The organism is Pseudarthrobacter sp. R1 (assembly GCF_024494415.1).
In the GTDB taxonomy this organism is placed as follows: domain Bacteria; phylum Actinomycetota; class Actinomycetes; order Actinomycetales; family Micrococcaceae; genus Arthrobacter.
In genome coordinates this window covers 473,194-498,392 of sequence record NZ_JAMKFI010000009.1, presented here as the reverse complement: position 1 = coordinate 498,392, position 25,199 = coordinate 473,194, and the positions used below count along the sequence as shown (strand labels likewise).

Annotated in this window: 23 protein-coding genes, 3 tRNA genes and 3 pseudogenes; 7 read left to right on the top strand and 22 right to left on the bottom strand. The window is 64.9% G+C overall.

Annotated elements, in window-relative coordinates:
* Positions 1–102: pseudogene (locus M8J71_RS19615) on the top strand (IS982 family transposase); the annotation flags it as partial.
* A gap of 20 nt (positions 103–122) precedes the next feature.
* On the opposite strand, the gene M8J71_RS19610 reads toward M8J71_RS19615, so the two are convergent.
* Genes M8J71_RS19610 through M8J71_RS19595 form a run of 4 tightly spaced genes read right to left on the bottom strand, consistent with a single transcriptional unit; the run spans position 123 to position 4,525 of the window.
* Entirely contained in the window at positions 123–899 is a 777-nt protein-coding gene (locus M8J71_RS19610; RefSeq protein ID WP_256249467.1) for an enoyl-CoA hydratase, read from the bottom strand.
* Positions 896–1,942: a 3-hydroxyisobutyrate dehydrogenase gene (gene mmsB, locus M8J71_RS19605; RefSeq protein WP_256249465.1), complete on the bottom strand. Its 1,047-nt coding sequence runs from the start codon at positions 1,940–1,942 to the stop codon at positions 896–898. Before mmsB ends, M8J71_RS19610 begins: the two co-directional genes overlap by 4 nt.
* Entirely contained in the window at positions 1,935–3,026 is a 1,092-nt protein-coding gene (locus M8J71_RS19600) for an enoyl-CoA hydratase/isomerase family protein (RefSeq protein ID WP_256249464.1), read from the bottom strand. Before M8J71_RS19600 ends, mmsB begins: the two co-directional genes overlap by 8 nt.
* Positions 3,026–4,525 carry a CoA-acylating methylmalonate-semialdehyde dehydrogenase gene (locus M8J71_RS19595; RefSeq protein ID WP_256249463.1) on the bottom strand — a complete coding sequence of 500 codons (1,500 nt, stop codon included), beginning with the start codon at positions 4,523–4,525 and terminating at the stop codon, positions 3,026–3,028. The genes M8J71_RS19600 and M8J71_RS19595 overlap by 1 nt, the downstream gene beginning before the upstream one ends.
* Positions 4,526–4,706: 181 nt before the next feature.
* On the opposite strand from M8J71_RS19595, the gene M8J71_RS19590 reads away from it, so the two are divergent.
* On the top strand, positions 4,707–5,513 hold the full coding sequence (locus M8J71_RS19590; protein WP_163164759.1) for an exodeoxyribonuclease III: 807 nt from the start codon (positions 4,707–4,709) through the stop codon (positions 5,511–5,513).
* 34 nt (positions 5,514–5,547) lie between these two features.
* Positions 5,548–6,432, top strand: a complete 885-nt coding sequence (locus M8J71_RS19585) for a hypothetical protein (protein WP_256249461.1) — start codon at positions 5,548–5,550, stop codon at positions 6,430–6,432.
* A gap of 36 nt (positions 6,433–6,468) precedes the next feature.
* Here the strand turns inward: M8J71_RS19585 and M8J71_RS19580 are convergent, their stop codons facing one another.
* The 13 genes from M8J71_RS19580 to M8J71_RS19520 form a co-directional block, all read right to left on the bottom strand.
* Entirely contained in the window at positions 6,469–7,521 is a 1,053-nt protein-coding gene (locus M8J71_RS19580; RefSeq protein WP_163164763.1) for a LacI family DNA-binding transcriptional regulator, read from the bottom strand.
* Positions 7,522–7,639: 118 nt separating this feature from the next.
* On the bottom strand, positions 7,640–8,614 hold the full coding sequence (locus tag M8J71_RS19575) for a carbohydrate ABC transporter permease (protein WP_256249460.1): 975 nt from the start codon (positions 8,612–8,614) through the stop codon (positions 7,640–7,642).
* On the bottom strand, positions 8,611–9,576 hold the full coding sequence (locus tag M8J71_RS19570) for a carbohydrate ABC transporter permease (protein ID WP_256249459.1): 966 nt from the start codon (positions 9,574–9,576) through the stop codon (positions 8,611–8,613). The genes M8J71_RS19575 and M8J71_RS19570 overlap by 4 nt, the downstream gene beginning before the upstream one ends.
* Before the next feature lie 89 nt (positions 9,577–9,665).
* Positions 9,666–11,006 carry an ABC transporter substrate-binding protein gene (locus M8J71_RS19565; RefSeq protein WP_256249458.1) on the bottom strand — a complete coding sequence of 447 codons (1,341 nt, stop codon included), beginning with the start codon at positions 11,004–11,006 and terminating at the stop codon, positions 9,666–9,668.
* 134 nt (positions 11,007–11,140) lie between these two features.
* Positions 11,141–11,752 carry a hypothetical protein gene (locus tag M8J71_RS19560; protein WP_256249457.1) on the bottom strand — a complete coding sequence of 204 codons (612 nt, stop codon included), beginning with the start codon at positions 11,750–11,752 and terminating at the stop codon, positions 11,141–11,143.
* Complete coding sequence (locus M8J71_RS19555; protein ID WP_256249456.1) at positions 11,749–12,357, bottom strand: DUF6286 domain-containing protein; 609 nt, start codon at positions 12,355–12,357, stop codon at positions 11,749–11,751. Before M8J71_RS19555 ends, M8J71_RS19560 begins: the two co-directional genes overlap by 4 nt.
* Positions 12,354–12,734 (bottom strand): hypothetical protein, encoded by a 381-nt coding sequence (locus tag M8J71_RS19550; protein WP_256249455.1) that lies wholly within the window; start codon positions 12,732–12,734, stop codon positions 12,354–12,356. Before M8J71_RS19550 ends, M8J71_RS19555 begins: the two co-directional genes overlap by 4 nt.
* Entirely contained in the window at positions 12,731–12,922 is a 192-nt protein-coding gene (locus M8J71_RS19545) for a hypothetical protein (RefSeq protein ID WP_163164777.1), read from the bottom strand. The genes M8J71_RS19550 and M8J71_RS19545 overlap by 4 nt, the downstream gene beginning before the upstream one ends.
* Positions 12,919–13,380, bottom strand: a complete 462-nt coding sequence (locus tag M8J71_RS19540; RefSeq protein ID WP_256249453.1) for an Asp23/Gls24 family envelope stress response protein — start codon at positions 13,378–13,380, stop codon at positions 12,919–12,921. Before M8J71_RS19540 ends, M8J71_RS19545 begins: the two co-directional genes overlap by 4 nt.
* 95 nt (positions 13,381–13,475) lie before the next feature.
* A complete protein-coding gene (locus M8J71_RS19535) occupies positions 13,476–15,245 on the bottom strand; it encodes a BCCT family transporter (RefSeq protein ID WP_256249627.1) in 1,770 nt (589 codons plus the stop codon).
* A gap of 255 nt (positions 15,246–15,500) precedes the next feature.
* Positions 15,501–15,576 (bottom strand) — tRNA-Phe (locus tag M8J71_RS19530).
* 48 nt (positions 15,577–15,624) lie between these two features.
* Positions 15,625–15,698 (bottom strand) — tRNA-Asp (locus M8J71_RS19525).
* Between the two features lie 91 nt (positions 15,699–15,789).
* A tRNA-Glu gene (locus tag M8J71_RS19520) sits at positions 15,790–15,862 on the bottom strand.
* A 165-nt stretch (positions 15,863–16,027) separates the two neighbouring features.
* Here M8J71_RS19520 and M8J71_RS19515 point away from each other — a divergent pair.
* Positions 16,028–17,071 carry a PHP domain-containing protein gene (locus tag M8J71_RS19515; RefSeq protein ID WP_256249452.1) on the top strand — a complete coding sequence of 348 codons (1,044 nt, stop codon included), beginning with the start codon at positions 16,028–16,030 and terminating at the stop codon, positions 17,069–17,071.
* 9 nt (positions 17,072–17,080) lie between these two features.
* Here M8J71_RS19515 and M8J71_RS19510 read toward each other — a convergent pair.
* Positions 17,081–17,194: pseudogene (locus M8J71_RS19510) on the bottom strand (IS5-like element ISMt1 family transposase); the annotation flags it as partial.
* A gap of 228 nt (positions 17,195–17,422) precedes the next feature.
* Here M8J71_RS19510 and M8J71_RS19505 point away from each other — a divergent pair.
* The 3 genes and pseudogenes from M8J71_RS19505 to M8J71_RS19495 form a co-directional block, all read left to right on the top strand.
* On the top strand, positions 17,423–18,400 hold the full coding sequence (locus M8J71_RS19505; RefSeq protein ID WP_256249451.1) for a DMT family transporter: 978 nt from the start codon (positions 17,423–17,425) through the stop codon (positions 18,398–18,400).
* 9 nt (positions 18,401–18,409) lie between these two features.
* A complete protein-coding gene (locus M8J71_RS19500; RefSeq protein ID WP_256249450.1) occupies positions 18,410–18,856 on the top strand; it encodes a metallopeptidase family protein in 447 nt (148 codons plus the stop codon).
* A 10-nt stretch (positions 18,857–18,866) separates the two neighbouring features.
* A pseudogene (locus M8J71_RS19495) lies at positions 18,867–19,078 on the top strand (cation transporter); the annotation flags it as partial.
* 145 nt (positions 19,079–19,223) lie between these two features.
* On the opposite strand, the gene M8J71_RS19490 reads toward M8J71_RS19495, so the two are convergent.
* The 4 genes from M8J71_RS19490 to M8J71_RS19475 all read right to left on the bottom strand — a co-directional run bounded on the left by M8J71_RS19490 (position 19,224) and on the right by M8J71_RS19475 (position 25,185).
* Positions 19,224–20,108 (bottom strand): ABC transporter permease, encoded by an 885-nt coding sequence (locus M8J71_RS19490; RefSeq protein ID WP_256249449.1) that lies wholly within the window; start codon positions 20,106–20,108, stop codon positions 19,224–19,226.
* Entirely contained in the window at positions 20,095–21,075 is a 981-nt protein-coding gene (locus M8J71_RS19485) for an ABC transporter ATP-binding protein (RefSeq protein WP_256249448.1), read from the bottom strand. Before M8J71_RS19485 ends, M8J71_RS19490 begins: the two co-directional genes overlap by 14 nt.
* Positions 21,072–22,280 carry a hypothetical protein gene (locus M8J71_RS19480; protein WP_256249626.1) on the bottom strand — a complete coding sequence of 403 codons (1,209 nt, stop codon included), beginning with the start codon at positions 22,278–22,280 and terminating at the stop codon, positions 21,072–21,074. Before M8J71_RS19480 ends, M8J71_RS19485 begins: the two co-directional genes overlap by 4 nt.
* Positions 22,281–22,410: 130 nt before the next feature.
* Positions 22,411–25,185, bottom strand: coding sequence for a PEP/pyruvate-binding domain-containing protein (locus tag M8J71_RS19475; RefSeq protein ID WP_374114870.1), 2,775 nt, complete (start codon positions 25,183–25,185; stop codon positions 22,411–22,413).
* Between the last annotated feature and the right edge of the window lie 14 nt (positions 25,186–25,199).

Below are 25,199 nucleotides of genomic sequence, written 5' to 3'. Positions count from 1 at the left end.
GCCCGGGTGGCAGCCAGACTCCTCGCCCTCGCCGCAGGCATCTGGCACAACTGGCGCATCAACGCGCCCCGCAAGCGCTCACTCATTGCCTACGACCACTAAATCCAATAGGACTTAATCATCTAGCGGTGCTTGAATTCGGGCTGGCGTTTTTCCGTGAACGCCGCCATGCCTTCCTTCTGGTCCTCGGTGGCGAAAAGGGAGTGGAACAGCCTGCGCTCGAACAGGACGCCTTGGGCCAGCCCGGTTTCGAAGGCGGCGTTCACGGCTTCTTTCGCCACCATGGCCGCCGGCTTGGACTTGGCGGCGATCACCTCGGCGGCCTTCATTGCCTCGTCCACAACATCCTCAGCGGGCACCACCCGGGACACCAGGCCGCACCGGTCAGCTTCCTCCGCCCCGATGAACCTTCCGGTGAGGATCAGGTCCATTGCTTTGGCCTTGCCCACGGCGCGGGTGAGGCGCTGGGATCCGCCCATGCCGGGCAGTACGCCCAGGTTGATTTCCGGCTGGCCGAACTTCGCGTTGTCCCCGGCGATGATGAGATCACACATCATCGCCAGCTCGCAGCCCCCGCCCAGGGCGAATCCCGAGACTGCGGCAATCGTGGGTACGCGGAGCCGGGTGAAGTCCTCCCAGCCACGGAACCAGTCCGCGGCGTACATGTCCATGTAACCCTGGGCCGCCATTTCCTTGATATCAGCCCCGGCTGCGAAGGCCTTGCCCGAGCCGGTGATGACCACGGCCCCCACGCCGGGATCGGCATCCATGGCACGGACGGCGGACACGAGCTCCTCCGAGGTGGCTTTATTCAGCGCATTCAACGCCTGCGGCCGGTTCAACGTCACCAGGCCCACCCGGCCCCGCTGTTCCACGAGGATGTTTGTGTATTCCGTCATTCGGGGCTCCCGTCGTCCTGCGCTGCCTGGTGTGATGCTGGTGGTGCCGGTGATTCCGGGGCTGGAACGCTGGCCGCCGGGACGCCGGCCGCTGGCGATCCGGAGGCCGCTACGCCCGCCGGATTGTCCTGGGCGTTCGACCTGTCCCGAATGTCCGTGATAATTCCGGAGAAATCCCGGCCCGCACCGCCTTCCGCGGCAAACGTATCGTAGATTTCGGCAGCCAGCGGTCCAACCCTGGCCGCCACTCCTGTGCTGCGCAGTGCGTTGACGGCAAGGTTGAGGTCCTTGGCCATCAGGGCACCGGCGAAACCGGGCTGGTAATCGCGGTTGGCCGGGCTCGTGGGGACCGGACCGGGCACGGGGCAGTTCGTGGTGAGCGCCCAGCATTGCCCCGACGCCGCCGACGCCACATCGAACAGCGCCTGGTGGCTCAGGCCCAGCTTCTCCCCCAGCACAAAAGCCTCGCTGACGGCAATCATGGAGGCGCCCAGGATCAGGTTGTTGCAGATTTTGGCTGCCTGTCCTGCGCCGTGGGCACCGCAGTGGACCACGCGTTTGCCCATCACGTCCAGCAGCGGCATGACTGCCTCGAAGTCCGCTTTATCACCGCCGACCATAAACGTGAGGGTGCCCGCTTCGGCGCCCACAACTCCGCCGGATACCGGGGCATCCACCGAGCGGTGGCCGGCATCAATAGCCAGCTTCGCTGCTTCCCGGGCTTCGTCCACGTTAATGGTGGAACAGTCCAGGAACATCGTTCCGGGGGCAGCCACCGCCAGCAGGCCAGGGCCACCAGCTGTGCCCAGATAGGCATCCAGCACATGCCGGCCGCTCGGGAACATGGTGAGGACCACGTCGGCACCGGATACTGCCTCACCAGCACTGGCCGCGACCGGAACACCATTTGTACGGGCTGCTTCAAGGGCTGCGGGCACGACGTCGAAGCCGGCTACCGTGTACCCCGCTCTGACCAGGTTCACCGCCATGGGTCCGCCCATGTGGCCGAGGCCCAGGAATGCAACGGTGTACTTCTCAGGCATGGTCCGTCTCCTTTAGCTGCAGGTCAAGTTCCTTGCTGCCCAGGGGCTCAAAGAAGCGTTCCACCTGCTGGGGCAGCACCTCCGCCAGGGTGGGCGGCCGCCAGCGGGGCGTGCGGTCCTTGTCCACCACCTGCGCCCTAATGCCCTCCCGGAAGTCCGGTGCTTCCAGGAACCGCAAACCTACCCGGTACTCCTGCGCCAGGGCCTCATCGAGGGTGAGGCACTTCACGCGGCGGAGGGAGGCCAGCGTGACCTTCACGGCCGTGGGCGACTTCGCCTCGATGGTGTCGGCGGCAATCCGGGCCGCTTCGCCGCCTTCGCCGTCAAAGCTCCGGAGGCGCCGGATAATTTCCTCGGCGTCATCGGAGGCGTAGCAGTTGTCAATCCAGTCACGCTGCTGCTCAAGGGCCGAGGGCCGCGGCGCCTCGCTGTAATGCGCGACGGCGGCTTCCGCAGTTTCGGTTTCCAGCGCCACCAGCAGGTCCTCGAGCCGGTCCGACGACACGAAGTGGTCGGCGAGTCCAAGGTGCAGGGCATCCGCCCCGCTGAGGTGGGCGCCGGTCAGCGCCGCATGGGTTCCCGCCTCCCCCGGTGCCCGGGACAGCAGAAGGGTCCCGCCGACGTCGGGCGCAAAACCGATGGTGGTCTCCGGCATGCCCATCCTGGTCCGGTCAGTCACCACCCGGACCGAACCGTGCGCGGAAATCCCCACGCCGCCGCCCAGCACCAGGCCATCCATCAAGGCCACATATGGCTTGGGGTAGCGGGAGATCAGGGAATTGAGCCGGTACTCCACCTGCCAAAAGTCCGCCGTTAGCCCGTCGCCGGCCAGCATGTCCTGGTAGATGGCCACAATGTCGCCCCCGGCGCACAGCCCGCGGTCACCGGCCCCCCGCACCAGGACCGTGGCAACGCCGTCGTCGTCCGCCCACGCGGTGAGCTGCTCGAGCAGCGCATCCACCATTCCCGCGGTCAACGCGTTGACGGCTTGGGGCCGGTTGAGGGTCATGACTCCCAGCCGGCCGCGGCGCTCGAACAGCACCTCGGCCTGGTTGTCCGCAGCCGGTTTCGCGCTGTCCGTCATTAGCTTCCTTCCGGCATCACGAAGCTGGCCCCGTGCCGTATTCCTGAGGGCCACCGTGTGGTGACTGTCTTGGTCTTGGTGTAGAAACGGAAGGCGTCTGCCCCGTGCTGGTTCAGGTCGCCGAAGCCCGACGCCTTCCAGCCGCCGAACGTGTAGTACGCGATCGGCACCGGGATGGGCACGTTGATGCCCACCATCCCCACGTCCACCCGGGCGGCGAAATCCCGGGCTGCGTCGCCGTCGCGCGTGAAGATGGCCACGCCGTTGCCGAACTCATTCCTGCTGCACAACTGCAGGGCCTCGTCGTAGTCGGACGCCCGCACCACGCTGAGGACGGGACCGAAGATCTCTTGCCGGTAAATGCCCATGTTTGGCGTCACGTGGTCAAAAAGCGTTGGCCCCACCCAGAAACCGTTCTCGTAGCCTTCCACCGTGATTCCCCGGCCGTCCGCCAGGAGCGTGGCGCCCTCGTCCAGTCCCGCCTGGATCAGGCCTTCGATCCGCTCCTTGGCAGAGGCGGCCACCACCGGGCCGAAGTCCGAGTCCAGGTCGAGGCTGTGGCCCACTTTCAGGCCCTTCACCCGGTCCTGGAGTTTGGCAACAAGCCGGTCAGCGGTTTCCTGCCCCACCGGAACAGCCACCGAAACGGCCATGCAGCGCTCCCCCGCGGAGCCATACCCTGCACCGACGAGGGCGTCGGCAGCCTGGTCCAGGTCTGCGTCCGGCATCACCACCATGTGGTTCTTGGCTCCGCCGAAGCACTGGGCGCGCTTGCCGTGGGCGGCCGCCGTGGCATAGATGTACTGGGCAACAGGGGTGGAGCCCACAAACCCGATGGCCTTGATCCGGGGATCTTCCAGGAGGGCGTCCACCGCCTCCTTGTCGCCGTTGACCACATTGAACACGCCGTCCGGCACGCCAGCTTCGGAGTACAGCTCGGCCAGGCGCAGCGGCACGGAAGGATCCCGCTCGGAAGGCTTCAGGATGAACGCGTTCCCCGAGGCAAGGGCCGGCCCCGACTTCCAGAGCGGAATCATGGCGGGAAAGTTGAACGGCGTGATCCCCGCCACCACACCAAGGGGCTGGCGCAGTGAATGGATGTCTATCCCGGGGCCGGCCTCGGTGGAGAACTCACCCTTGAGCAGGTGGGGCGCGCCGGCGGCGAACTCCACCACTTCCAGGCCACGCTGGATGTCTCCCCTGGAATCGGCGAGGGTTTTTCCGTGTTCCGAGGACAGCAGCCGCGCCAGTGCGTCCATGTCCCGGTTGACCAGGTCCACGAACCGGAGCAGGATCCGGCCGCGGCGCTGGGCGTTCATGGCCGCCCATTCCTCCTGGGCCTTTGCGGCGACAGCAACGGCATTGGATACCTCGCCCCGGCCGGCCAACGGAACATGGGCCTGGACAGTTCCGGTGCAGGGGTCAAAGACGTCGCCGAAGCGGCCGGAGCCGCCGGCTGCATGCTTGCCGCCGACGTAGTGGGAAAGCTCGCGCACCATGGCCGGAAGCTCCTTCGCGTGTGACCCAGGTCATTTCTGGTTGCGAATATACTCGGACTTCCTACTAAACTCCACCGGGCCGGGATCATCGCGGATGCGCCTGCCGGGAGCTTGCCGGCGCCCTGCCTGAGCTTCACCTGGGCTTTACCCGCGGTGGCGCGGCCACGGTAAGTTAGGAACTGTGAAGATTGCTACCTGGAATGTGAATTCGCTCAGAGCCCGTGCCGACCGCGTGGAGGCCTGGCTGCAGCGCAGCGACTGTGACGTCCTGGCCATCCAGGAAACCAAGTGCAAGGATGAAAACTTCCCGTGGGAACTGTTTGAGCGGATGGGCTACGAAGTGGCCCACTTCGGCGTGAACCAGTGGAACGGCGTAGCCATCGCGTCCCGGGTGGGGCTCGAAGATGTTGAGCGGACGTTCCTTGACCAGCCCGCGTTTGGCAAGACCGGCACGGAGCCCGTCCAGGAAGCCCGTGCCATGGCTGCCACCTGCGCCGGCGTCCGGATCTGGAGCCTTTACGTCCCCAACGGCCGCTCCCTGGACGACGAGCACATGCCGTACAAACTCAAGTGGCTGGAGAGCCTCAAAACGCATGCGCAGGGACTCGTCACGCAGAACCCCCAGGCACAGGTGGCACTGATGGGTGACTGGAACATCGCACCGTTCGACGACGACGTGTGGGACATCGATTTGTTCGTTAACAACAGGTACACCCACGTCAGCCCGCCGGAGCGTGAGGCGTTCCATGCCTTCGAATCCGCAGGCTTCACGGATGTGGTGCGCCCGTACACGCCCGGACCCGGCGTCTACACCTACTGGGATTACACCCAGCTGCGCTTTCCCAAGAAGGAGGGCATGCGGATCGACTTCGTGCTGGCCTCCCCCGCCCTGGCTGCACGGGTGACCGGCGCGTCGATCGACCGCGAGGAGCGCAAGGGCAAGGGCGCGTCGGACCATGCCCCCGTGCTGGTGGAACTGGCAGACTAATGACATTGTCCTGGACCCATTCAAGGAGGCCGTCATGACGGGAAACCTCTACCGGGGCCAGGCAGGCCTGCCATTCTCCTCGACGCTCCGCGTCTACGAACCCCTGGACGCTTTCCCCGAGGAGCAGCGGAAAGCGATCGCCGCCGCGGGGGCGCAGACCGCCTCGCGCGCCGCCGTCGAAAACGCGGAACTGCTGGCCTCGCTGGGGCGGATCACCCGGTCCGGCGGCGACCCGTTCCCCACTGGGCGAACCGACCTGGTGCGGGTCACCACTGCCCCGGCTGCCGGGGGAGGCACGTCCGACGACGGTGCTGACGCAGAGCCTGAGCTGCTGTACTGTCCCAGCCAGCTGGTACTGCGGGCCGGCTTGGCGGCGAACGCGCTGATGGAGGGAATCCACGGCCCGCTGGCTGAGCTGCTGATTCCTGAAGAGCAGCGGGACAAGCACCAAGAGCGGATCGACCAGGTGAAGGCGCGTGACGGGTCCATCCGCGTGCACACCAGGGCATCCACCTGGGGGATCCCCTTCAGCTGGTTTTCCCTGTTTATGGATTCAGACCATAAAGACGTGGTGGAGGCTTCCGGGCGGATCCTCACGGTCCGGGTGTGGGCACCCATCACGGAAGCCCTGGAGCGTGCCCGTTATGCCGTGGCCAATCTGGCACTGGCGGCACCGGACCTTGACATGCTGGACGATCTTGCCCAGCTCACGGAGTGGCTCGAACTCTTCCATGTGAACTCAATGGTGGAGCTGGACTACGGAGCTGTTGCCGACAAGGTGTACCCGGACGATTCGCCCATGGACATCAGGCTTGGCATCGAATGCCTGGCCGAGGGTGACATGACGGGCGCAGCCGCGGCGTACCGCCGCCTGGCCTCCCGGTGGATTCCCATCCGCCAGCTGGCCCGCGCCTCCTGAGCTTGTGCCTGTGCCTGTGCCTAAGGACTCACGGCGCTAGGACTGGGGCGGCGCGGTGGTCCTTCTGACGATCAGTTCATGGGGCGCGACGGCGGACTGCACCGCTCCTGCGTCGCCGTCAAGTTCGTCGAGCAGCATCTTGGTGGCTTGCTCGGCCTGCTCGTCAGGCCGCTGGCCCACCGTCGTGAGGCCCATCGCCTCTGCGAAATCGTGGTTGTCGATACCCACGACGGATAGGTCCTCGGGGACCCGGACGCCCATCCGGGAAGCTTCGAAAATGACGCCCATCGCCATCTCATCCGACGCACAGAAAATTGCTGTCGGCCTGCCGCCGGGCTTGGACCAGAGCCGGCGGAACGCCTCCTGCCCGCTGCGGACTGTGAAGTCCCCCCACTCGTCCCATTCCGGCCGGGTGGGCAGGCCGGCCGCCGTCATAACGTCCTTGAACGCCAGGATCCGGACACGGGGGACATCAAAGTTAAGGTCTGTCTCGTCGTCTCCGTGCAGCAGGGCAATGTCCCGGTGGCCCTGGTCGATGAGGTGCCTGACAGCCGTGGAAGCGGCGGCGTAGTCGTCGATGCCGATGTAGGCGCATTCCTCAACATGGCCGCCAACCACAACCAGCGGGATATCGATCTTCTGCAGGTGGTCGAGTTCCTCATGCGACAGTGCCATACACAGGACCAGCAGGGCGTCGATCTGCTTATAGACCATGGTTTTGCTGAACAGCCGCTCACGGTTGCTGCCATGGCCGCCCAGGTTGAACAGCGAAAGATTGTAGTTCCGGGCGTGCAGTTCCCGGTCGGCGCCTTCGATGGCCTTGGAGAAGAACCACCTGCTCACGAAGGGTGCCAGCACCCCGATAGTTCTGGTGCGGCCGGTTGCCAGTCCCGAGGCGGAACTGGAGGCGACGTAGCCCAGGTTTCCGGCTACCTCGAGGATTTTCTCCCTTGTGGCCGGTGATACCCGGGGCAGGCCCCGGACTGCCCGCGAGACCGTGGCCGTGGATACTCCCGCCGCTGCCGCCACGTCTTCGATGCTGACACCACTATGGCCGCCTCGTTGTGACCTTTCGCCTGCGCGTGCCACGGTGCCCCCTCATTTGTCCCTTGAGCGTTTCCGGCCGCCACTAAATGATGGCCCTTCCGGGGTTAGCAGAGCCGCCCGCGGCCGGCGTACCGGCCGGCCGCCAGGGCCCTGTCAGTTATTAGCCCTTAAGGCCTCCCGCAAGGAGTCCCCGGACGAAGTACCGCTGCAGGCTGAAGAAGACGGCCAGCGGAACGATGATGGAAACGAAGGCAGCGGCGGGATTCAGGTAGTCCCTTGCGCCACGGGTTCCTGAGATTTCCGCCAGGCGCTGGGTGATGGGGGCAACGTCCGCAGTTCCGCCGGAGAACACCAGCGCTACAAGAAGGTCATTCCAGACCCAGAGGAACTGGAAGATTGCCAGCGACGCAAGGGCGGGGACTGACAGTGGCAGGATGACCCGCCAGAAGATGGTCGTGTGGCCGGCGCCGTCCATCTTTGCGGCTTCAATGACCTCTCCTGGAATCTCGGAGATGAAGTTATGCAAGAGGAAGATACCGAGTGGCAGCCCGAAGATTGTATGGGCAATCCATAGCTGTGTGTAGGAACCTGGCGGAATTTGCAGGACTTGGGTGAACAGCTGGAGGAGTGGAATCAGGGCCATTTGCAGGGGGATAATCTGCAGGGCAAAAACGAAAATAAAGGCGGCTTCCCGGCCCCTGAACTTTCCCCAGGCAAAAATATACGCGGCCATGGAGGCGAGAACCAGGACGAAGACAGTGACCGGAATGACAATTGCCAGGGAGTTGGCGAAGTACTGCGTCAGGTTGGCCGACTGTGATCCTCCAGCCGCAGTGACGTCCGCGTAGTTCTTGAAGGTGAACTGCCAGTCGCCGAAGAAGTTCCACCATCCGTCTGAACGGGGCCCCACCTGCTTCGCGGCTGGACGGAAGGAAGACACCAGCAGGCCGAAAGTCGGAATAGTCCAGACCACTGCAATGACCAGGGCAGCAGCTGTCGCCCAACGGGATGTCAGCTTGCTTTTGACCCGGCGCATGATCGGCGGGGAACTTTCAACAGGTGAAGCCGTACCGCCCCCACGCGTGGCCGCAGTTCGTGTATTTGCCGCCTCATCCGGCGCTGGCATGACGGTCATCGGATTTCCTTTTGCTGACGAAGTACGCGGGCGTTGTAAACGACGATTGGCAGGACCAGAAGGAAGAGGATCAGCGCCAGGGCGGCACCCCTGCCCGGTTCGCCGGCACGGAACGCCTGGGTATACATTTCATTGGCAACCACGGAAGTTTCGTAGTTGCCCGCGGTCATGGTGCGGACGATGTCGAAGACCTTCAAAGTAGCGATGGTAATCGTGGTGAGCACGACGACGAGTGACCCGCGAATTCCCGGAATGGTGACGTTGCGGAACTGCTGCCATGGATTGGCGCCATCCAGGCGGGAAGCTTCCACCAGTTCTGCCGGGACGCCCTTGATGGCCGCCGAAAGAATCACCATGGCAAACCCGGTCTGGATCCAGACCATCACAATAATCAGGAAAATGGTGTTCTCGGGAGCATCAAGCAGGAATTGCTTTGGCTCCATCCCGAAAGCGACACGCAGCGCATTCAGCACGCCGGTTTGCTCAATCTCGGGTCCGCGGTAGTCGTAGACAAGTTTCCAGATGATACCGGCGCCCACAAAGGAAATGGCCATGGGCATAAACACGAGGGCCTTCAATATCCGCTCGCCCTTGGCTTTGTCGATAAAGACTGCATAGGCCAAACCGAAAACGGTAGAAAGCAGCGGTACCAGAACAGTCCAGATAATGGTGTTTCGGAGCGTCACCAGGGCTTCCGGCTGCGTAAACATCCAGACGAAGTTATCAACTCCGTTTAGCCTGCCGCTGGAGTCGGTGAATGCGAGGAATGAGGTCTGCGCGGCGGGGTAGACCAGCCCTACAAGCAAAAGGATTGCTGCAGGAGCCAGGAAGCCGGCCACGGTGATTTTATCTTTGGCGGACTTTGGGGCCCTGTCCACCAACAGCATGATGAGTCCAATAATCGCGGCGAAAACCGCCAATGCGATCACGACTTGAAGGAATTTTCCTCCGATGAATTCCATTGCCCATCTCCATGGTTGTGGGTAGATCGAATGTGCAGGATGACACTGCGCCTCCGGGGTTGAAGCCGGAGGCGCAGAACCAGGGAGAGTTAGCTCTTAGGCCAGCTGCTTTCGATGCTGTCCGCAACTTCCTTGGACGGCGTGCCGTTGATCCATGCAACGATGCCCTTCCAGAACGAGTTGGAACCAACAGCGCCCGGCATCAGGTCCGAACCGTCGAAGCGGAACGTTGTTTCCTCATCCTGAAGCAACTCGATGCTCAGCTTGTCCAGCTCAGTCTGGGCATTTGCCGGGTCAAGGCCCTTGTTTGCACTGACCACACCGCCCAGCTTGACGCGGTCATTGGCGAATTCAGCACTGGCCAGGTAGGCCTGGAAGGCCTGGGCCTCGGGAGTGTCCTTGTAGGCGCCAACCATTTCGCCGCCACCCGTAATGGCCAGGCCCTGGGACGCGTCAATCGGCGGGGTCATGAAGGCCCAAACGTCGCCATCCTCGGCCACGACGGTTCCTTCAGGCCAGTTTGCGGCCTGGAAGTTCGCCTGGTGGTGCATGGCGCACTGCCCGTCAAGCACCGGCTGGCCAGCCTGGGCGAAGCCGGTGGTGAGAATGGAGCGAACGTCGCCGAAGCCGCCGTTGACCATCTTGTCGTCAAGCAGGATTTCGCCGGTCTTATCCAGCGCGTCAACGATGCGGGGGTCGTTGAAGGGAATTTCGTGGTTGACCCACTGGTCGTAAACCTCAGGTCCCTGCGAGCGAAGCACCACATCTTCCACCCAGTCCGTGCCCGGCCAGCCGGTGGCCTCACCGGACTCGAAGCCGGCACACCAGGGCTTCATGCTGCCGTCGTCGGCAATCTTCTTGGAAAGCTCCAACATCTCGTCCCAGGTCTTGGGAACTTCCCAGCCCTTGTCTTCGAAGGTCTTGGGTGCGTACCAGACATATCCCTTGACGTTGGCCAGCATGGGGGCGGTGTAGAAAACGCCGTCTACAGTGCCGTACTTCTTCCAGTCCGCCGACCAGTTCTTGTCAACAGCGTCCGATACGGCCTGCGGTGCAGGCTTCAGGTTCCCGGCACGGGCCTGGTCGGCCATCAGGCCGGGCTGGGGGAAGATGGCGATGTCGGGGGCGTTGCCGGCCTTGGCCCGAACACCAATCTGGGTCTCGAACTCTTTGCTGCCCTCGTACTTGACGGTGGCGCCGGTGCACTTTTCGAATGCAGCCCAGGTCTTCTCGAGGTTGGTGGCCTCGGTGTCCACGATGGTCGAGTAGACGGAGACGGTCTTGCCGTCGTGCTTGCCGTAGCTTTCGTACTTGGAGCAATCGGCGGTGGCGGCCGGGTCAGTCGCGCTTTCTTCCGAGCTGCATGCGCTGAGGGAAAGCGCCAGGATTCCGGTCACCGCTACGGGTAGCAGGTACTTGCGATTTTTCATGCAGAGAACTCCTCTATGAGTTGCAAAATTACATCCGCCAGGAACGTTGTGATGACCATCACGGTAGTCATTCCGGGTGCGATAGTGCAAGCGTTTACACGCTTTTGTTTCTGAACAGTAACTTAAAGGTTGCGTTAGCGCACGCGCTCAGCCCTGCTGAAGCGCGTCCGTGCACCGGCGCCAATGTGAATCAGTACGGGGATGTTCTTTCCCACCACCGTTTCCAGCGCCGCCACGAGGGCGTACACCTCGTCTGCGAGCAGGTGCGGGGCCACCCCCTGGCGCGGCAGGAGGCGCACCTTCAAGGCGGGCGTGCCTTTGACGTCGTAGGTGGCTACGGTGGCGCCGGCTAAATCGGGACGGTTGGCGAGGGCATGCTTGAGCGCCTGCTCGGCCACTCCCCCGCCGATCCTCACGTCGCCGGGGACATCGCCGGGATCGTACTCCATGGCCAGGAGGTTGGCCCGGCCCTTTCCCTGCTGGGCAACCCAGGCCACCATGAGTCCGATAAGCACCAGCAGGGCCAGCGCTACCAGGATCCACAACCAGCTTTCGGTTCGCCCGGGAAACCTGGTGGCGTTGAAGGCCTCGTTGACCCGGCTCCAGGCGCCCGCGGACCAGACATGCCACCACGAAGCTACGCCCGGCACTGCGGCCAGCAACATCAGCAGGCCGCCAACTGCAAGCAGCATCAAACCCAGGACCGCTATCAGTATCCGGTTGAGAAGGGTGGGGGTGTTGTTCATGCGCCGATCACTCCCGAATGTGCCACCTTGACACGCACTTCAGGTGCAGGATCCAGTGCCATGGAATCGAGCTCGCTTTGAACTGCCGCGAGCACAGCAGCCTCGTCAACAGGGACTCCGGAAGTGGGCCGCACATTCACCTCTGCCTGCCGTTGGGAGACGACCACCATGACCTGTTCCGGCGTGACGTTCGCGGCGAGCCTGGCACGGCGCGCCAGGGAGGAAGCGATCACTTCATCATCCACCACCACAGCAGGACCGGCGGTGTTCCGGCCGCCACGCAGAAGGTGACGAGCCCGGCGGCCGGGCAGAACGCCAGTGAGGAAAAAGACCAGCCCGAACATTGCCAGGACGCCTCCGATGGCACCCAGCAGCAGCGGCGAAATTCCTGCGGGCAAGGCCACGAGGCGTTCAGCTGCAACCTGCGGCTCAATCAGCCAGGCAGGCTGCCCGATGGCACGGACGGCTGCCTCAAGGAGCCCGTAGGCAGCGAGCCCAATAACCAGGACCGCGGCCGCTGTGGCCATTACTGCACGTGAGGAATGCGTCTCCCGGTGCAGGATGCGGTCCATATCCGGGCCTTGGCTCTCGACCTGCCGGCTCATCGCACGCGTCCCCCTTCGCTGATCTTTGCTCCACTGATCCTGATGTCCACCCGGCTCAGCCGTGCACCGCTAAGCTCCGTCACTGTCGCCAGGATGCGGGCCTTCGCCTTGACAGTACGGTCCCAAATGGAGCCCCCGATGCCCTCCAAGCGCGAGGGGTCAAGGACCACGGCAATCAAAGGCGGGATGCTGATCGGCGTGACGAGGGACAGCGCCAGCATGCCGTCGTCGTCCGTCCAGTCAGCGCGGACATCCTCCGCGTCCACGCCCAGGAACTGGGCAGCTGCGGCCTTGGCGAGGCTTGTCAGGGCCTGCGTGCTGATGCGGTTGTGGCCGCTAAGCTCCTGGCCCCGGACAGTCGGGACGGCGGAGCTCATGAGGACGAGCGCCGGCCGGTGATGGCGTCCAGGACGCCGCGAAGGTCCAGTTTCCCTTCCGCGGCCCGGCCCAGGAGTGCCCCGATGGCCATAAAGAGCAGGGAAATCAGGAAACCCCACAAACCGAACTGCAGGGACATAAAGGCCACGAACGCGCCCATCGCTGTGCCGGCCACGGTGAGGTTCACAGCAGCGCCTCCCTCTCTGTCGAGCCGGCAATGGTGGGTTTGACCGGAGGCGGCACGTAGACGTCCGTGACTTCCACGTTGACCTCGATCACCTGCAGCCCCACGAGCTCCTCGACAGCCCGGTAAACGGCCGCGCGGACTTCATTGGCCAGTGAATGGAGCGGTGTTCCGTAGCTCGCCACGAGGCTGATGTCCACGGCAACCTGCGTTTCACCCACTTCGGCACGCACGCCGGCGGCATGGTCAGAACTGCCGACGGCGTCGCGGATGGCGCCCAGCGCACGTGAAGGTCCTGAGCCGAGGGAGTAGACCCCGGGGACGGAACGGGCGGCAATTCCCGCCACCTTGGCGACGGCGGTCTCGGAAATCACGGTGCGGCCGTGGCCGGGTGCCGGCACAGGAACCGGCACGGCACGGCTCTGGATGCCCTGGCCGGGTTGTGGGTTCTGGTATTCCATCAGGCACTCCCCCTTCTGTTGATCCCAACCCTATCCCCGCCTGCGGTTTAACGGCAGGAGGCAGGAATGCCGGACAGAGAGAAGGGAAGCACCTGTCATGAAGAACAGGCGCTTCCGCTCAGTTGCGCTTCCACGGCCTCAGTGACCTGGCCCTGGACCTGGTCCGCCAAGTGTTCCTGGTAGTGCTCGTGGACGGTGTCGTGAATTTGTTCCGCAACGTGCTCCTGGTAGTGCTCCTGGACGGAGTCGTGCATGGAGTCCTGTACCTGCTCCGTCACATGGGCGGCCATCTGGTCCCGGGCAAGCTTGCGCTGTGCGCGCATCAGCGTCTCGTGTTCCTTATGGAACGCCCCCGCCGTGGCCACGCACATCAGGATGATCACCACGCTGAAAGGGACGGCGGTGAGGATTGCTGCGGTCTGGATTGCCTGCAGCCCATTTGCCAGGAGCAGGGCGATGGCGACTGCCGCAGCCGCCAGGGCCCAGAAGATGCGCAGCCAGTTTTTGGGCTCCACGTCGCCACCGGTGGAGATCATGCCCATGACCAGCGCGCCGGAATCGGCCGACGTAATAAAGAAGATGGCGATCAGGAGGATCGCGCCCACCGTGAGGATGGTTCCGCCAGGCAGGTTGCCCAGCAGGTTGAACAAAGCACCCTCGGTGTCCACGCTTCCGTCGTCGCCGATCAGCCCGCGGGCTCCGAACAACTCCCGGTGGATGGCGGCGCCGCCCAGGACGGAGAACCACAGGAATCCCACGGTGGTGGGGACCAGCAGCACACCGGCAACGAACTGCCTGACTGTGCGGCCCTTGGAGATCCTGGCGATGAAGATGCCTACGAAGGGGGCCCACGAGATCCACCAACCCCAGTAGAAGGTGGTCCAGGCGGCCTGCCAGGCCTCGCCCTCTGCGCCCGAGAAAGCCAGGGTGTTGAAGGTGAGGCCTACAACGTTCTGCAGGTAGTTGCCGATGGACTGCACGAACTCCCGCAGCAGAAATAGCGTGGGGCCTGTGAACAGCACCACCAGCATCAACAGCGCGGCCAGGACCAGGTTGGTGTTGGAGAGCCACTTCATGCCCTTGCCCACGCCCGAAACCACGGAAACGATAGTCAAGGTGATAATGCACAGGATCAGGCCGATCTGCGTCATAGTGGTGGCTTGGAGGATGTTCGCCTGCTCCAGCCCGGCGGAGATCTGCAGGACGCCGAGACCCAATGATGTAGCGACACCGAACAGCGTACCCACCAGCGCCACCACATCGATGACGTTGCCCCAGGCGCCGGCGACGCGCTTGTGGCCCAGGAGTGGTTCGAGGGTCCAGCGGATGGAAATCGGGCGGTTCCTGCGATGCACTGCGTAAGCAATGGACACGCCCACCACCACGTAGATGGCCCAGGCATGAAGTCCCCAGTGGAGGTACGTCTGCGTCATGGCATGCTGGGCCAGCTCGAGGGGCGGGCCTTCGACGCCCGGCCGAGGGGTGGCAAAGTGGTTGAGGGGCTCAGCCACACCGAAAAAGACAAGGCCGATCCCCATGCCTGCCGCGAAGAGCAGGGCAAACCAGGACATCACGGAGAACTCGGGCTCGTCGTCGTCCAGGCCAAGTTTGATGTCGCCGTAGCGGCTGAGTCCTATCCACAGTGCGAACACGACAAAAAGTGCAACGGCTGCTACGTAATACCAGCCAAACCACTTGATGACGTTGCTTTGAATCGCGCCAAAGAGGTCGGTGGCGGCCGCAGGGAAGATGGTGGCGAAGAGGACAAAAACGATTATGACGGCCGCGGCGGGCCAGAAGACCCATTTTGCCACCTTCGGGCCTCGAGTCAGCCGGCCACCCCCCTTCGCGGCGTCCGGTGGCATTTTCCCTTGTGGTTGGCTGATGGTCCTTGCGCCTGGTGTGGCGGACATTCCCGGTTTCTCCTTATACGCCGTAGCGCTCAGATGCTCTTGTACGTGCAATGTGCAGCTTGCAAGTTTATGAAACGGGCTCGGCTGGAGGGGCGAAACAGGCCCGGTCCAGCGGCAACGATGCTGGATTGATATGCGCGGTGTGAAGGCAAGCTTAAGTACGCCAAACAAGAAAAGCACCAGTTCCGAAGAACTGATGCTTCCCAGTGGTGGCTCCGACCGGCGTCGATCCGGTGACCTTTCGATTTTCAGTCGAACGCTCTACCAACTGAGCTACAGAGCCTAGGTGACTAGTCACCATGAGAGCCGGAATCTCTTCCAGCAATCAGAGCGACCCTGACGGGACTTGAACCCGCGACCTCCGCCGTGACAGGGCGGCGCGCTAACCAACTGCGCTACAGGGCCTTGCGTTTCTTGCTTCAGCAGTATCTCTACCGCTTTTTTCAAGGCTTCCAGCCTACCAGACATTTTTTGTCTGTTTGACCAGTTCCTTGCGTACCCCCAACGGGATTCGAACCCGTGCCGCCGCCGTGAAAGGGCGGTGTCCTAGGCCGCTAGACGATGGGGGCCAGAACCCGTTCGGAACAAAATAAAAGGCGTCAAGCGAGGCTTTCCGTCTTTGTCCTTTGCGTTTCTCCGAACTGGACTCTAAAACTATAGGGCCTAGGTAGGAATTATCCAAAATCGGCCAATTTCCCGGCCAACGGCAGGGAAGAACAGGTGAAGATGGACTGATGGACGCCGTTGCAGCACTGAACGAGATTGCCTTCTGGCTGGAGCGCGGACGCGCTGCCACCTTCAAGGTCCAGGCCTTCCGGAAAGCCGCCGGGGTGATCGCGCCGCTGCCGCCGGAAGAAGTGGCAGACCGGGTCCGGAGCGGCCGGCTGAAATCCATGAAGGGAATCGGCGACCGGACCTACCAGGTGATCCGGGATGCGGTGGAGGGGCAGGTCCCGGACTACCTCGCCGACCTGCGGGAGAAGGGTGCGCAGCCCTTGGCTTCCGGCGGCACGGCCATCCGTGAAGCACTCCGCGGAGACCTGCACAGCCACAGCGAATGGTCCGACGGCGGGTCCCCCATCGAGCTGATGGTCGCCGCCGCCGGGGTCCTGGGCAGGGATTACCTCGCGCTGACCGACCACTCCCCCAACCTCACGATCGCGAACGGGCTCTCGGCGGAACGCCTCCTGCAGCAGCTGGACGTCGTGGCGGCTATCAACAACGGCACCCATCCCGGGTCCGACGGGCAGCAGGACCAGCCGGTGCGGCTGCTGGCCGGCATCGAGGTGGACATCCTGGAGTCGGGTGAGCTGGACCAGGATCCGGAACTGCTGGACCGCCTCGACATCGTGGTGGCCAGCGTTCATTCCAAGCTGAGGTCTGACCGGAAAACCATGACCCGGCGGATGCTCAAGGGCATCGAAGATCCGCACACCAATGTGCTGGGACACTGCACGGGGCGCCTGGTGGAGGGATCGCGGGGGACGCGGCCGCCGTCGGAATTCGATGCCAAGGAGGTGTTCGCGGCCTGCGCCGAACACAACGTGGCAGTGGAGATCAATTCACGGCCTGAGCGCCAGGACCCACCGGACGCACTGATTCAGCTGGCACTGGACGCCGGCTGCCTCTTCTCGATCGACAGCGACGCACACGCGCCCGGACAGCTGGACTTCCTGCAGTACGGCGCCGAGCGCGCGGACCGGAATGGTGTTCCGGCCGACCGTATCGTCACCACGTGGCCGGTGGAGCGGCTGCTGGAGTGGGCCGGGGCGAACTAGGACGTGTTGCTAAAGCCCTGATTTGATCCAGATCAGGGTCGACGCCAGGGTCACGCCTGCGAGGTAGCTGCGTGCTGTTTTGTCGCTTCTGGTTGCGATGCCACGCCATTGTTTGAGGCGGTTCCCCTTCCACACCGGGAAATGCGGCGCCATCACGGCCCAAGCCTTGTCAGAAATTTCTTGCCTCGCTGCCATAAATCAAGCCTGACGGAAATCAGCCCTCAAAGGGTTTAGCAACACACCCTAGCCCTTACTCGGCCACGTCCGGGGGTCTCATCTTTGGCAGGAACTTGGCTAGACGTGGCCGATTTCCGCCAGCCCCGGATCCCTGCCCACGGCTAGATTGGCTCCATGGCATCAAGCACCCCCATCAGCACAACGGCTCCCCCGCCCGCACCCGCGTCCCGGGTCAAGGCCCTCGGCGTAACCGCAATGGCCATCACTGTGGTCCTCTGGGCATCGGCTTTTGTGGGAATCCGGGCGATCGGCCCCCATTTCTCCCCCGGCTCCCTGACGCTCGGCAGGCTGGCGATCGCCGCCGTCGTCCTGGCCCTGCTGGTCCTCCCCCAACTGATGAAGAGCCGGCTCCTTCCCCGGGGGCGGGAGTGGTGGCCGATCCTCGCTTACGGCGTGATGTGGTTCGGCGGGTACAACGTGGCCTTGAACGCGGCGGAGCACGTGCTCGATGCAGGCACCAGCGCCCTGCTCATCAACGTCAATCCCATCCTCGTGGCGATCATGGCCGGCATCTTCCTCAAGGAGGGCTTCCCGCGGTGGCTGATCATCGGGAGCCTGGTTGCCTTCGCCGGGGTTGCCCTGATCGCCGTCGGTTCGGCGCAGCCCTCTGCGCCAGGGGAAAGCCCGACGGCGGATGTGGCCGGCGTGCTGCTGTGCCTCCTTGCCGCCGTGCTCGCCGCAGTCAGCGTCATCATCCAAAAGCCGGTGCTGCGGAAGTTTCCCGCCGCCCAGGCGACGTGGTTCGGGATCATGGTGGGCGCCCTGTGCTGCCTGCCGTTTACCGGACAGCTGGTTTCCGAAGTGCAGGCAGCGCCACCCGAAGCGACAATGGGCCTGGTCTACCTTGGGATCTTTCCCACTGCGATTGCCTTCACCACCTGGGCGTATGCGCTCTCGCTGATCGAGGCCGGCAAGCTTGCAGCCACCACGTACCTGGTGCCCGGCACCACCATCCTGATCTCGTGGCTCCTGCTGGGCGAAATCCCCACCGTACTGGGCCTGGTGGGCGGCTTGCTCTGCCTCGTGGGGGTGGGGCTCACCCGGCGCAGGACCCGGCCGGGACGCGGAGCCAAGCGAAAGGTTCTTCGCTAAAGTCGGAGTATGCCAGCCACCCTCCCGCCGGGCCTGCCCATCGTTCCTGAGGGTCCCAGCGAGCCCCTTCCCTTCACCGGGCCCCACGGCTTCACCATGTCCGCAGACGAATTCGAGGCGGCAGTCCAGGATGCCCTGGACAGTATTCCGGGCAAACTGGCCAGCGCCATGGACAACGTGGCGGTGTTCATCGAGGACGACTACGTTCCGCGGCCCGGGGAGGACGCGGACACTGTCCTGCTGGGACTCTATGAGGGCGTGCCGCTGACCGAACGGGACTCATGGTGGGACGCCGGGTCCCTGCCTGACCGCATCACCATCTTCCGCGAACCGATTCTTGATATCTGCTCGTCACGCGAGGACGTCATCCACGAAGTGGCGGTGACAGTGGTCCACGAGATCGCCCACCACTTCGGCATCGACGATGACCGGCTGCACGAGCTTGGCTGGGGCTAGCCTTGTAGGCATGGGACACGGCCACAGCCATACGCACGGCGTCACCGCAACAGGCCGGCACCGCAACCGGCTTGTGGCCGTCCTGGTCATCACGCTTGTTGTGGTCCTCGTCCAAGCGGCGGGGGCGGCCCTCTCTGGTTCACTGTCCCTGCTTGCCGACGCCGGCCACATGCTGTCGACGCCGCCGGCGTGACCACCGCATTGCTGGCCCCCTGGATTGCAGGCCTGGTGCAGGCGCTCAACCCGCAAGAGGACATCGGCGTCACGCAGCTCAGCGCGATGGCCGGCATGCAGCTCTACCCGTACGCTGCGCGCTACTAAGGGCAGGGACCGGCCTGCCCAGCTGAGCTATCCAGCTCGGCACCTCTCAGCTCAGCACGTCCTTGGTGACGAAGCGTCCGTAGGCGAGCGCGCCGAACACGGCCACGTACCCCGCCTGCAGCAGGGCATTGCTGGCGAAGGAATCCCACAGCACTGGTTGGCGGAGCAGGTCACCGAACCCCAGCCAGTAATGGCTGAACAGCCACGGGTGCAGCCACTCCAGCTGCGGCAACTGGTCAAGGACCTGGGACACCACGGAGACCACCACCGTGGCGGCCATGGCCCCCACCGGAACCACGGTGAGGGTGGACAGGAAGAGACCTATCGCGGAGAGCCCGGCCAGGGAAACCGCCAGGTAGGCCGCGATCAGGAGGATGCGCAGCGCGGCCTCGGGCGGTTCGATCACGTCCCCGGACAACAGTGTCACCGGGCCCACCGGAAACAGCGCGGCCCCAATGGCGGCGCCGGCCAGGCCCACCGTGACGGGAGCAACCAGGCAGAAGGCCAGCGCCCCCGCGTACTTCACCAAAAGCAGCCGCACCCGGCCCGTGGGAGCAACCAGCAGGTACCGCAGCGTTCCCATGTTGGCCTCGCCTGCGATGGTGTCCCCGGCCACCACGCCCACGGTCAGCGGCAGGAACAGTGGGACAGACACCAGCATCGCGGTGAAGGCCACGAACAGCCCGTTCTGCGTGATGCGGTCAAGGAAAGCAGGGCCCCGCCCGGGGGGAACCGTTGAGGAGATCCTCACGGCCACCGCGACCAGCACCGGAATTGCGGCCAGCGCGAGCAGCAAGGCCCAGGTGCGCCGCCGTCCGAACAGCACCCGAAGTTCAGACCAGAGGAGGGAAAGTCCGGATCCGCGCGGCGCTGCCTCAGCCTGTGTGCCAGGTGTTCCGCTGGCCCCAAGCCGTGCGCTACTGGGCAACATCGAACCCCTCCCCCGTCAAGGCAACAAAGCGGTCCTCAAGGCTTTCGCGTTCCACCGCGAAGCCACGGACCCGGACGCCGGCCGCCACCAGGTGCGCCACAATTTCTTCAGGGGCGGGGTTTCCAGCAAGCGCCGCCGTCACCACCCCGCCATCCGACTGCGCGGCTGCAGGCTCCGGAAATAGCCCAAGGCGCGCCAGGACGTCCATGGCAGCCGCGGCGTCCGGCGTCACCAACCGTATGCCGGTGGTTCCCGAGCGGCGCAATTCCGGAAGCGGACCCTGGGCCACGAGCCGGCCGGCACTCATGACCGCTGCATGCGTACAGATCTGTTCGACCTCGGCCAGCAGGTGGCTCGAAACAAAAACGGTGGTCCCGTCCGCCGCGAGGGATCGGACCAGGTTGCGCACTTCGCGTGTGCCCTGCGGGTCCAGGCCGTTGGTGGGCTCGTCCAGCACCAGCAGTTCCCGGGGTGACAGCAGGGCGTTGGCGATGCCCAGCCGCTGCTTCATACCCAACGAATAGGCGTGGACTCTCTTGCCCGCGGCGTGACCCAATCCCACCCGTTCGAGGGCCTCGCTCACCCGGGCTTTGCGGGTGGCGGGGGCAGCATGCCGGGTGGCGGCGTCAAGACGGTGGAGGTTCGCGGTGCCGGAGAGAAAGGGATAGAAGGCCGGGCCCTCCACCAGCGCCCCCACGTGCGGAAGGACGTCCTGGAACTTGCCCGGCATGTCCATCCCCAGCAGGCGAACGCTTCCCGCTGAGGCAGCGGCAAGGCCCAACAGCATCCGGATGGTGGTTGTTTTTCCGGAGCCGTTGGGCCCCAGGAACCCAAAGACGGCGCCGGGAGGCACCGCCAAATTAATGTCATTCACGGCCAACTGCTGCCCGAAGCGCTTGGTCAGCCCCTGCGTCTCTATGGTCAGGCCATAAGCCCGGGAGCCGGGGCCTCCTGCGGCCCCGGTCACGGAGCCGTTGATGCGGCTTGCAGCCTCTCCGGCGGGACCATGCCCGCGAAGATCCGGCCGTCGTCGGTGAGCAGGACGTTGAACAGCGCGGTGGAGACCAACCGCCCGCCAGGGACGGCGACGGCGGCCTGGGCCAGCAGCGGGTTCCCGGAAAGCAAAGCATTCGCGGCAGAGGCTGCCCCTGCCTCCGCCGGGACTTCCACCACCGTTTCCCAGCCGGCGCCGGTCAGGTATGGCCGGGTTTTGTCCTTGATACTTTCTGCCGGGTCATCCGGAGCCTCATGCGTGCCGGGACCGCCCGGCAACCCTGAACTGGGCGGCCAGCTTTCGGGATGGCGGAACTGCAACTCCTCCACGGTGCTGCCGGGCGGCGGGACGAAGTTGAACAGTGCCTCGTCCGGAGCTTCCAGGGACAGGCTGGTGAATCCGGCGCTGAAGGCGGGCTGCGCTGCACCGCGTGCCGTCACCGCCACGGACAGCGGCATTCCGTTCTCTGCGTCGACGGCGATGGCCACCGTGCCCACCAGGGTGCCTTCGGCGCGCGGCTCGAGGAGCAAATTGTAGGCAGGGCGTCCGGCGGCCTCCACCGCAGGACCCACGGACACTGCAGTGGAGCTGTCAGCCGCGGCCAGGAATTTGTCGGCAAGCTCCTGTGGCGTGGGAGGGACCGGCATGTCCGGCTCGGGTTCAGCCGGCGGTGGCGTCCCGGTGTTGCCCGGGTCGGTCAGCGGAAGGTCCCGGGCGTGGGCCGGCAGGGTCAGGTGGGCGGCGGAGTTGTCCTTTGATGAGTAGAACCAGACGTCGTTGTCCCGGCGAATGATGTCGCGCTCGGCCAGCCTGTCAACCACCTGGATGCGTGCCTTGGTCTTGCCGTCCATGTAGACCCTGGCCGTGTGCTCATCGGTGAGGAACTCCATGATGGATGCTGCACCGCCGGCAGATGCAGGGCCGGAGGTGGGACCCGTTGCCGGCAGTTCCGGCAGCCCCAGCTCCGAGGTTTGTTCGATGGTGCCCGAGAACGTGTGCGTCCTGTGACCGGCGAGCAGGGCGATCACTTCGGCGGGGGTCTTGTCAGGCAGTGGATCGCCGGCGCGCGCCGGAATGGATCCCGCCAAAACCCCAGCGGCGATCACCGCAGGCACCGCCACTGCAGGCACCCACCGCAACCCGGCGCGGTTCAGGCCGCGCCTTGCAACCCGGTTCATTTCCGGGCCGTTCTTACCCCGGCGGTTCAAACTGTCGTTCATTGTCTGGCCGTCTCCGTCCTTGGAGCCCATAGTCCAAGGGTACGCCTCGGGACCACTCCCTACACCTGCCCGCCGGTCCACGGGGGTGCTACTCGGGCACTACGGTCCCAGCGCCGCCGTCGACCGTTATTCTTTGTCCGGTGGCAAGCCGTGCGGTGGCATCCGGAACTCCCACCACAGCGGGTATGCCGTACTCCCGCGCCACCACCGCACCGTGCGAGTTGGGCCCGCCCATTTCCATCACGAGGCCGCCGGCCGTCAGGAACAAGGGAGTCCATCCAGGATCGGTGGACGGTGCCACCAGGATTTCCCCGGGTTCGAGATGGGCACCGACGGGATCCAGGATGACCCGGGCAGGGGCCGTGACCGAACCTGCCGAGGCGGGGCTGCCGGACAGCGCACCATCGGCCACCGCAGCACCTGCGGCGTGCAGCACCTCAGGCTCGGTGCCGTCCGAGAGCAGGACCCTGGGGATGTGGCGCCTGCCCAGTTCACTGGCATAGGCGGCACGGCGCTCCAGGACGAGTCCGTGCAGCCTCCGCGGCTGGCTGTCCCCCTTGGCGCTGCCTCCGCTTAATGCCTGCCGGGCTTCCTCGAAGTCGAGGAAGAAGATGTCGTCCGGGCTCTCCAGCTTGCCGTCCGCTGCCAGCACAACTCCCACGCGGGCTAGCTGCTTCCGTACTTCAGCAAGGCCCAGGACCAACTGGTACTTGGGCAGTTCCCGCAGCCCGGCGAAAAGCCTGGTGCGGCGCAATGCGGCGCCGACCAGCAGCGCAAGTGCCCTGCCGCGGCTGCGTGCCTCGGCCACCAGCCGCTCCACTTCCGCCTCAGCCTCTGCATTCGCGCGGCTGAACTGCACCTCCGGCGCCATGGCGGGATCAGTGAGGCGCAGGTAGTTGGCCAGCACACCCAGGATGTGCGTGGGGTCGTCGGACCACCGGGGCAGGCCCACATCGATTTCGGCTACGGCCCGGTGCCCGTAGCGTTCGAGAAACCGCGCCAGGCCCGCGTGCAGGACAGGGGGCAGGCGCCCGGCGTCGAACTCCGCTGCCAGCACGGATGGCTCCAGCGTCTCCAGGGCCGCACGTGACTCGCGATCATCCTTCATTGCTGAGGCCAGGCGCCACAGGTCGAGGTCCATCTCTGTGGTCACGTTGTGCGGCAGGCCCCGGAGCACCTTCTGCAGGTCCTCTCCACGGCCCGGTCCGCCCAGCAGCCTTCCTGCCAGCCACAGCATCGCGAAGCCCAGTGCGGGCAGGGGCAGGATGGCGGGCACAATCGCAAAGAGCCGGCCTCCCAGGAGCCGCTCCGCGTGGTCCAGCCGTTCAGCTGGCCCTGCTCCTGCCTCGAGCTCGAGGTCCTCGGCGAATTGCCGGGTGAAGCGGTCCAGGCGGCGCAGGGCTGCCTGGGGCCTGAACACTCCCCGGAGCACCGCTTCCGGGACCCGGGCCCGCACCGCCGCCGGCAGGACATGGCGCACGAGTCCGAGCGGTGTCCTGCGGGTCACCGAGAACCGGGGATCATCAAAAACCTGGCGCAGCACCATGGCTGACCTTGCTTCCATCACGTCAAAAACCCGTGGAAGAATCCGGCGGCCCACGCTGCTCCTGACCGGCGTGGTGAGGTCAAAGTAGATGCGCTGGGCTGCCTCGGCAAACGGCGGCGGACCGCCACGCGGGTCGGGGACGGCGAAGCCCGCCGCTTTGGCTACTGACGAGGCAACCAGCCGCAGCGACGCCAGTCCCATCGGCGTGAGGGGCCGGGTGAGGCCCTGGGCCAGGCTGAAGCACAAGTAGACCCTGCTTCCGGTTCCGGCGGAACGGCTCTCGGGGATCGGGTAGAGGGTGGTGATTGGCCGGGACTGGGTCAGCCAAAGGGCGCCCTTGGTGTCGATGGCCCATTCGGTGTCCTGCGGCGACCCGAAGTGCCGTTCGGCCTGCAGGCCAAGCGCGGCAAGCTCCAGTGCCTGCCCGTCAGTCAGGCTGGACGCCTCTGCCGCGCCGGCGAGGTCCTGCGTCTCCGTTCCGCCGCCCGGAAGCGGCCGCACCATCACGCGCTTGTCGCCCAGCTTCCGCTCAAGGACACTGCCCTTTTCCGGATCCACGACGAAGTGGTCCGGATTGACGGCTCCGGAAACCACCGCTTCGCCCAGCCTCGGGGCGGCATCGATAACGGCCTCCCGCCGCCGACCAGTCAGTGGATTTGCTGTGAACATCACCCCGGCCGCTGCGGCATCAACCATCCGCTGGATGACGACGGCGAGCGCTACTTCGTGCGGCGCGATCCCCAGCGCCGCCCGGTAAGCTACTGCCCGGTCTGTCCAGAGGGAGGCCCAACAGTTGCGCACTGCCTCAAGGACGGCGTCGATGCCTACGACATTCAGGTAGGTGTCCTGCTGGCCCGCGAAACTCGCAAACGGCAGGTCCTCCGCCGTGGCAGAAGACCTGACGGCCACCGGAGTCGCTTTCCCGAGCGCGGCATATGCCTGCTCCACGGCGGTAATAATCCGGGGCGGAACCGGGATGGCGCGGATAGCCTCCCGTACCCTGCCGGCCACGGCGGCCAGTTCAGCGGCCTGGCCCGGGGTTCCCGGTTGCCGCGCGGCCTGCAGGTTCCCCAGGTCTGCCAGCACCCCGTCCCGGACCGTCCCGGTGGCTTCGCGGTAGGCCTGGGTGGTGAGGCAGAAGCCATCCGGCACCGGCAGGCCCGCTGCTATCAGTTCGCCGAGGTTGGCGGCCTTGCCTCCCACCAAGGGAAGCATGCCGCCGTCAACATGGCTGAGGCGAAGGATGAGGCCGGGGGCGGTATGTCCGTCCTGTGGACGGGAAACCTGCCCGGCCTTCCCTGGCGGGTCGGCTGCCATGATCTCTTCCTGCC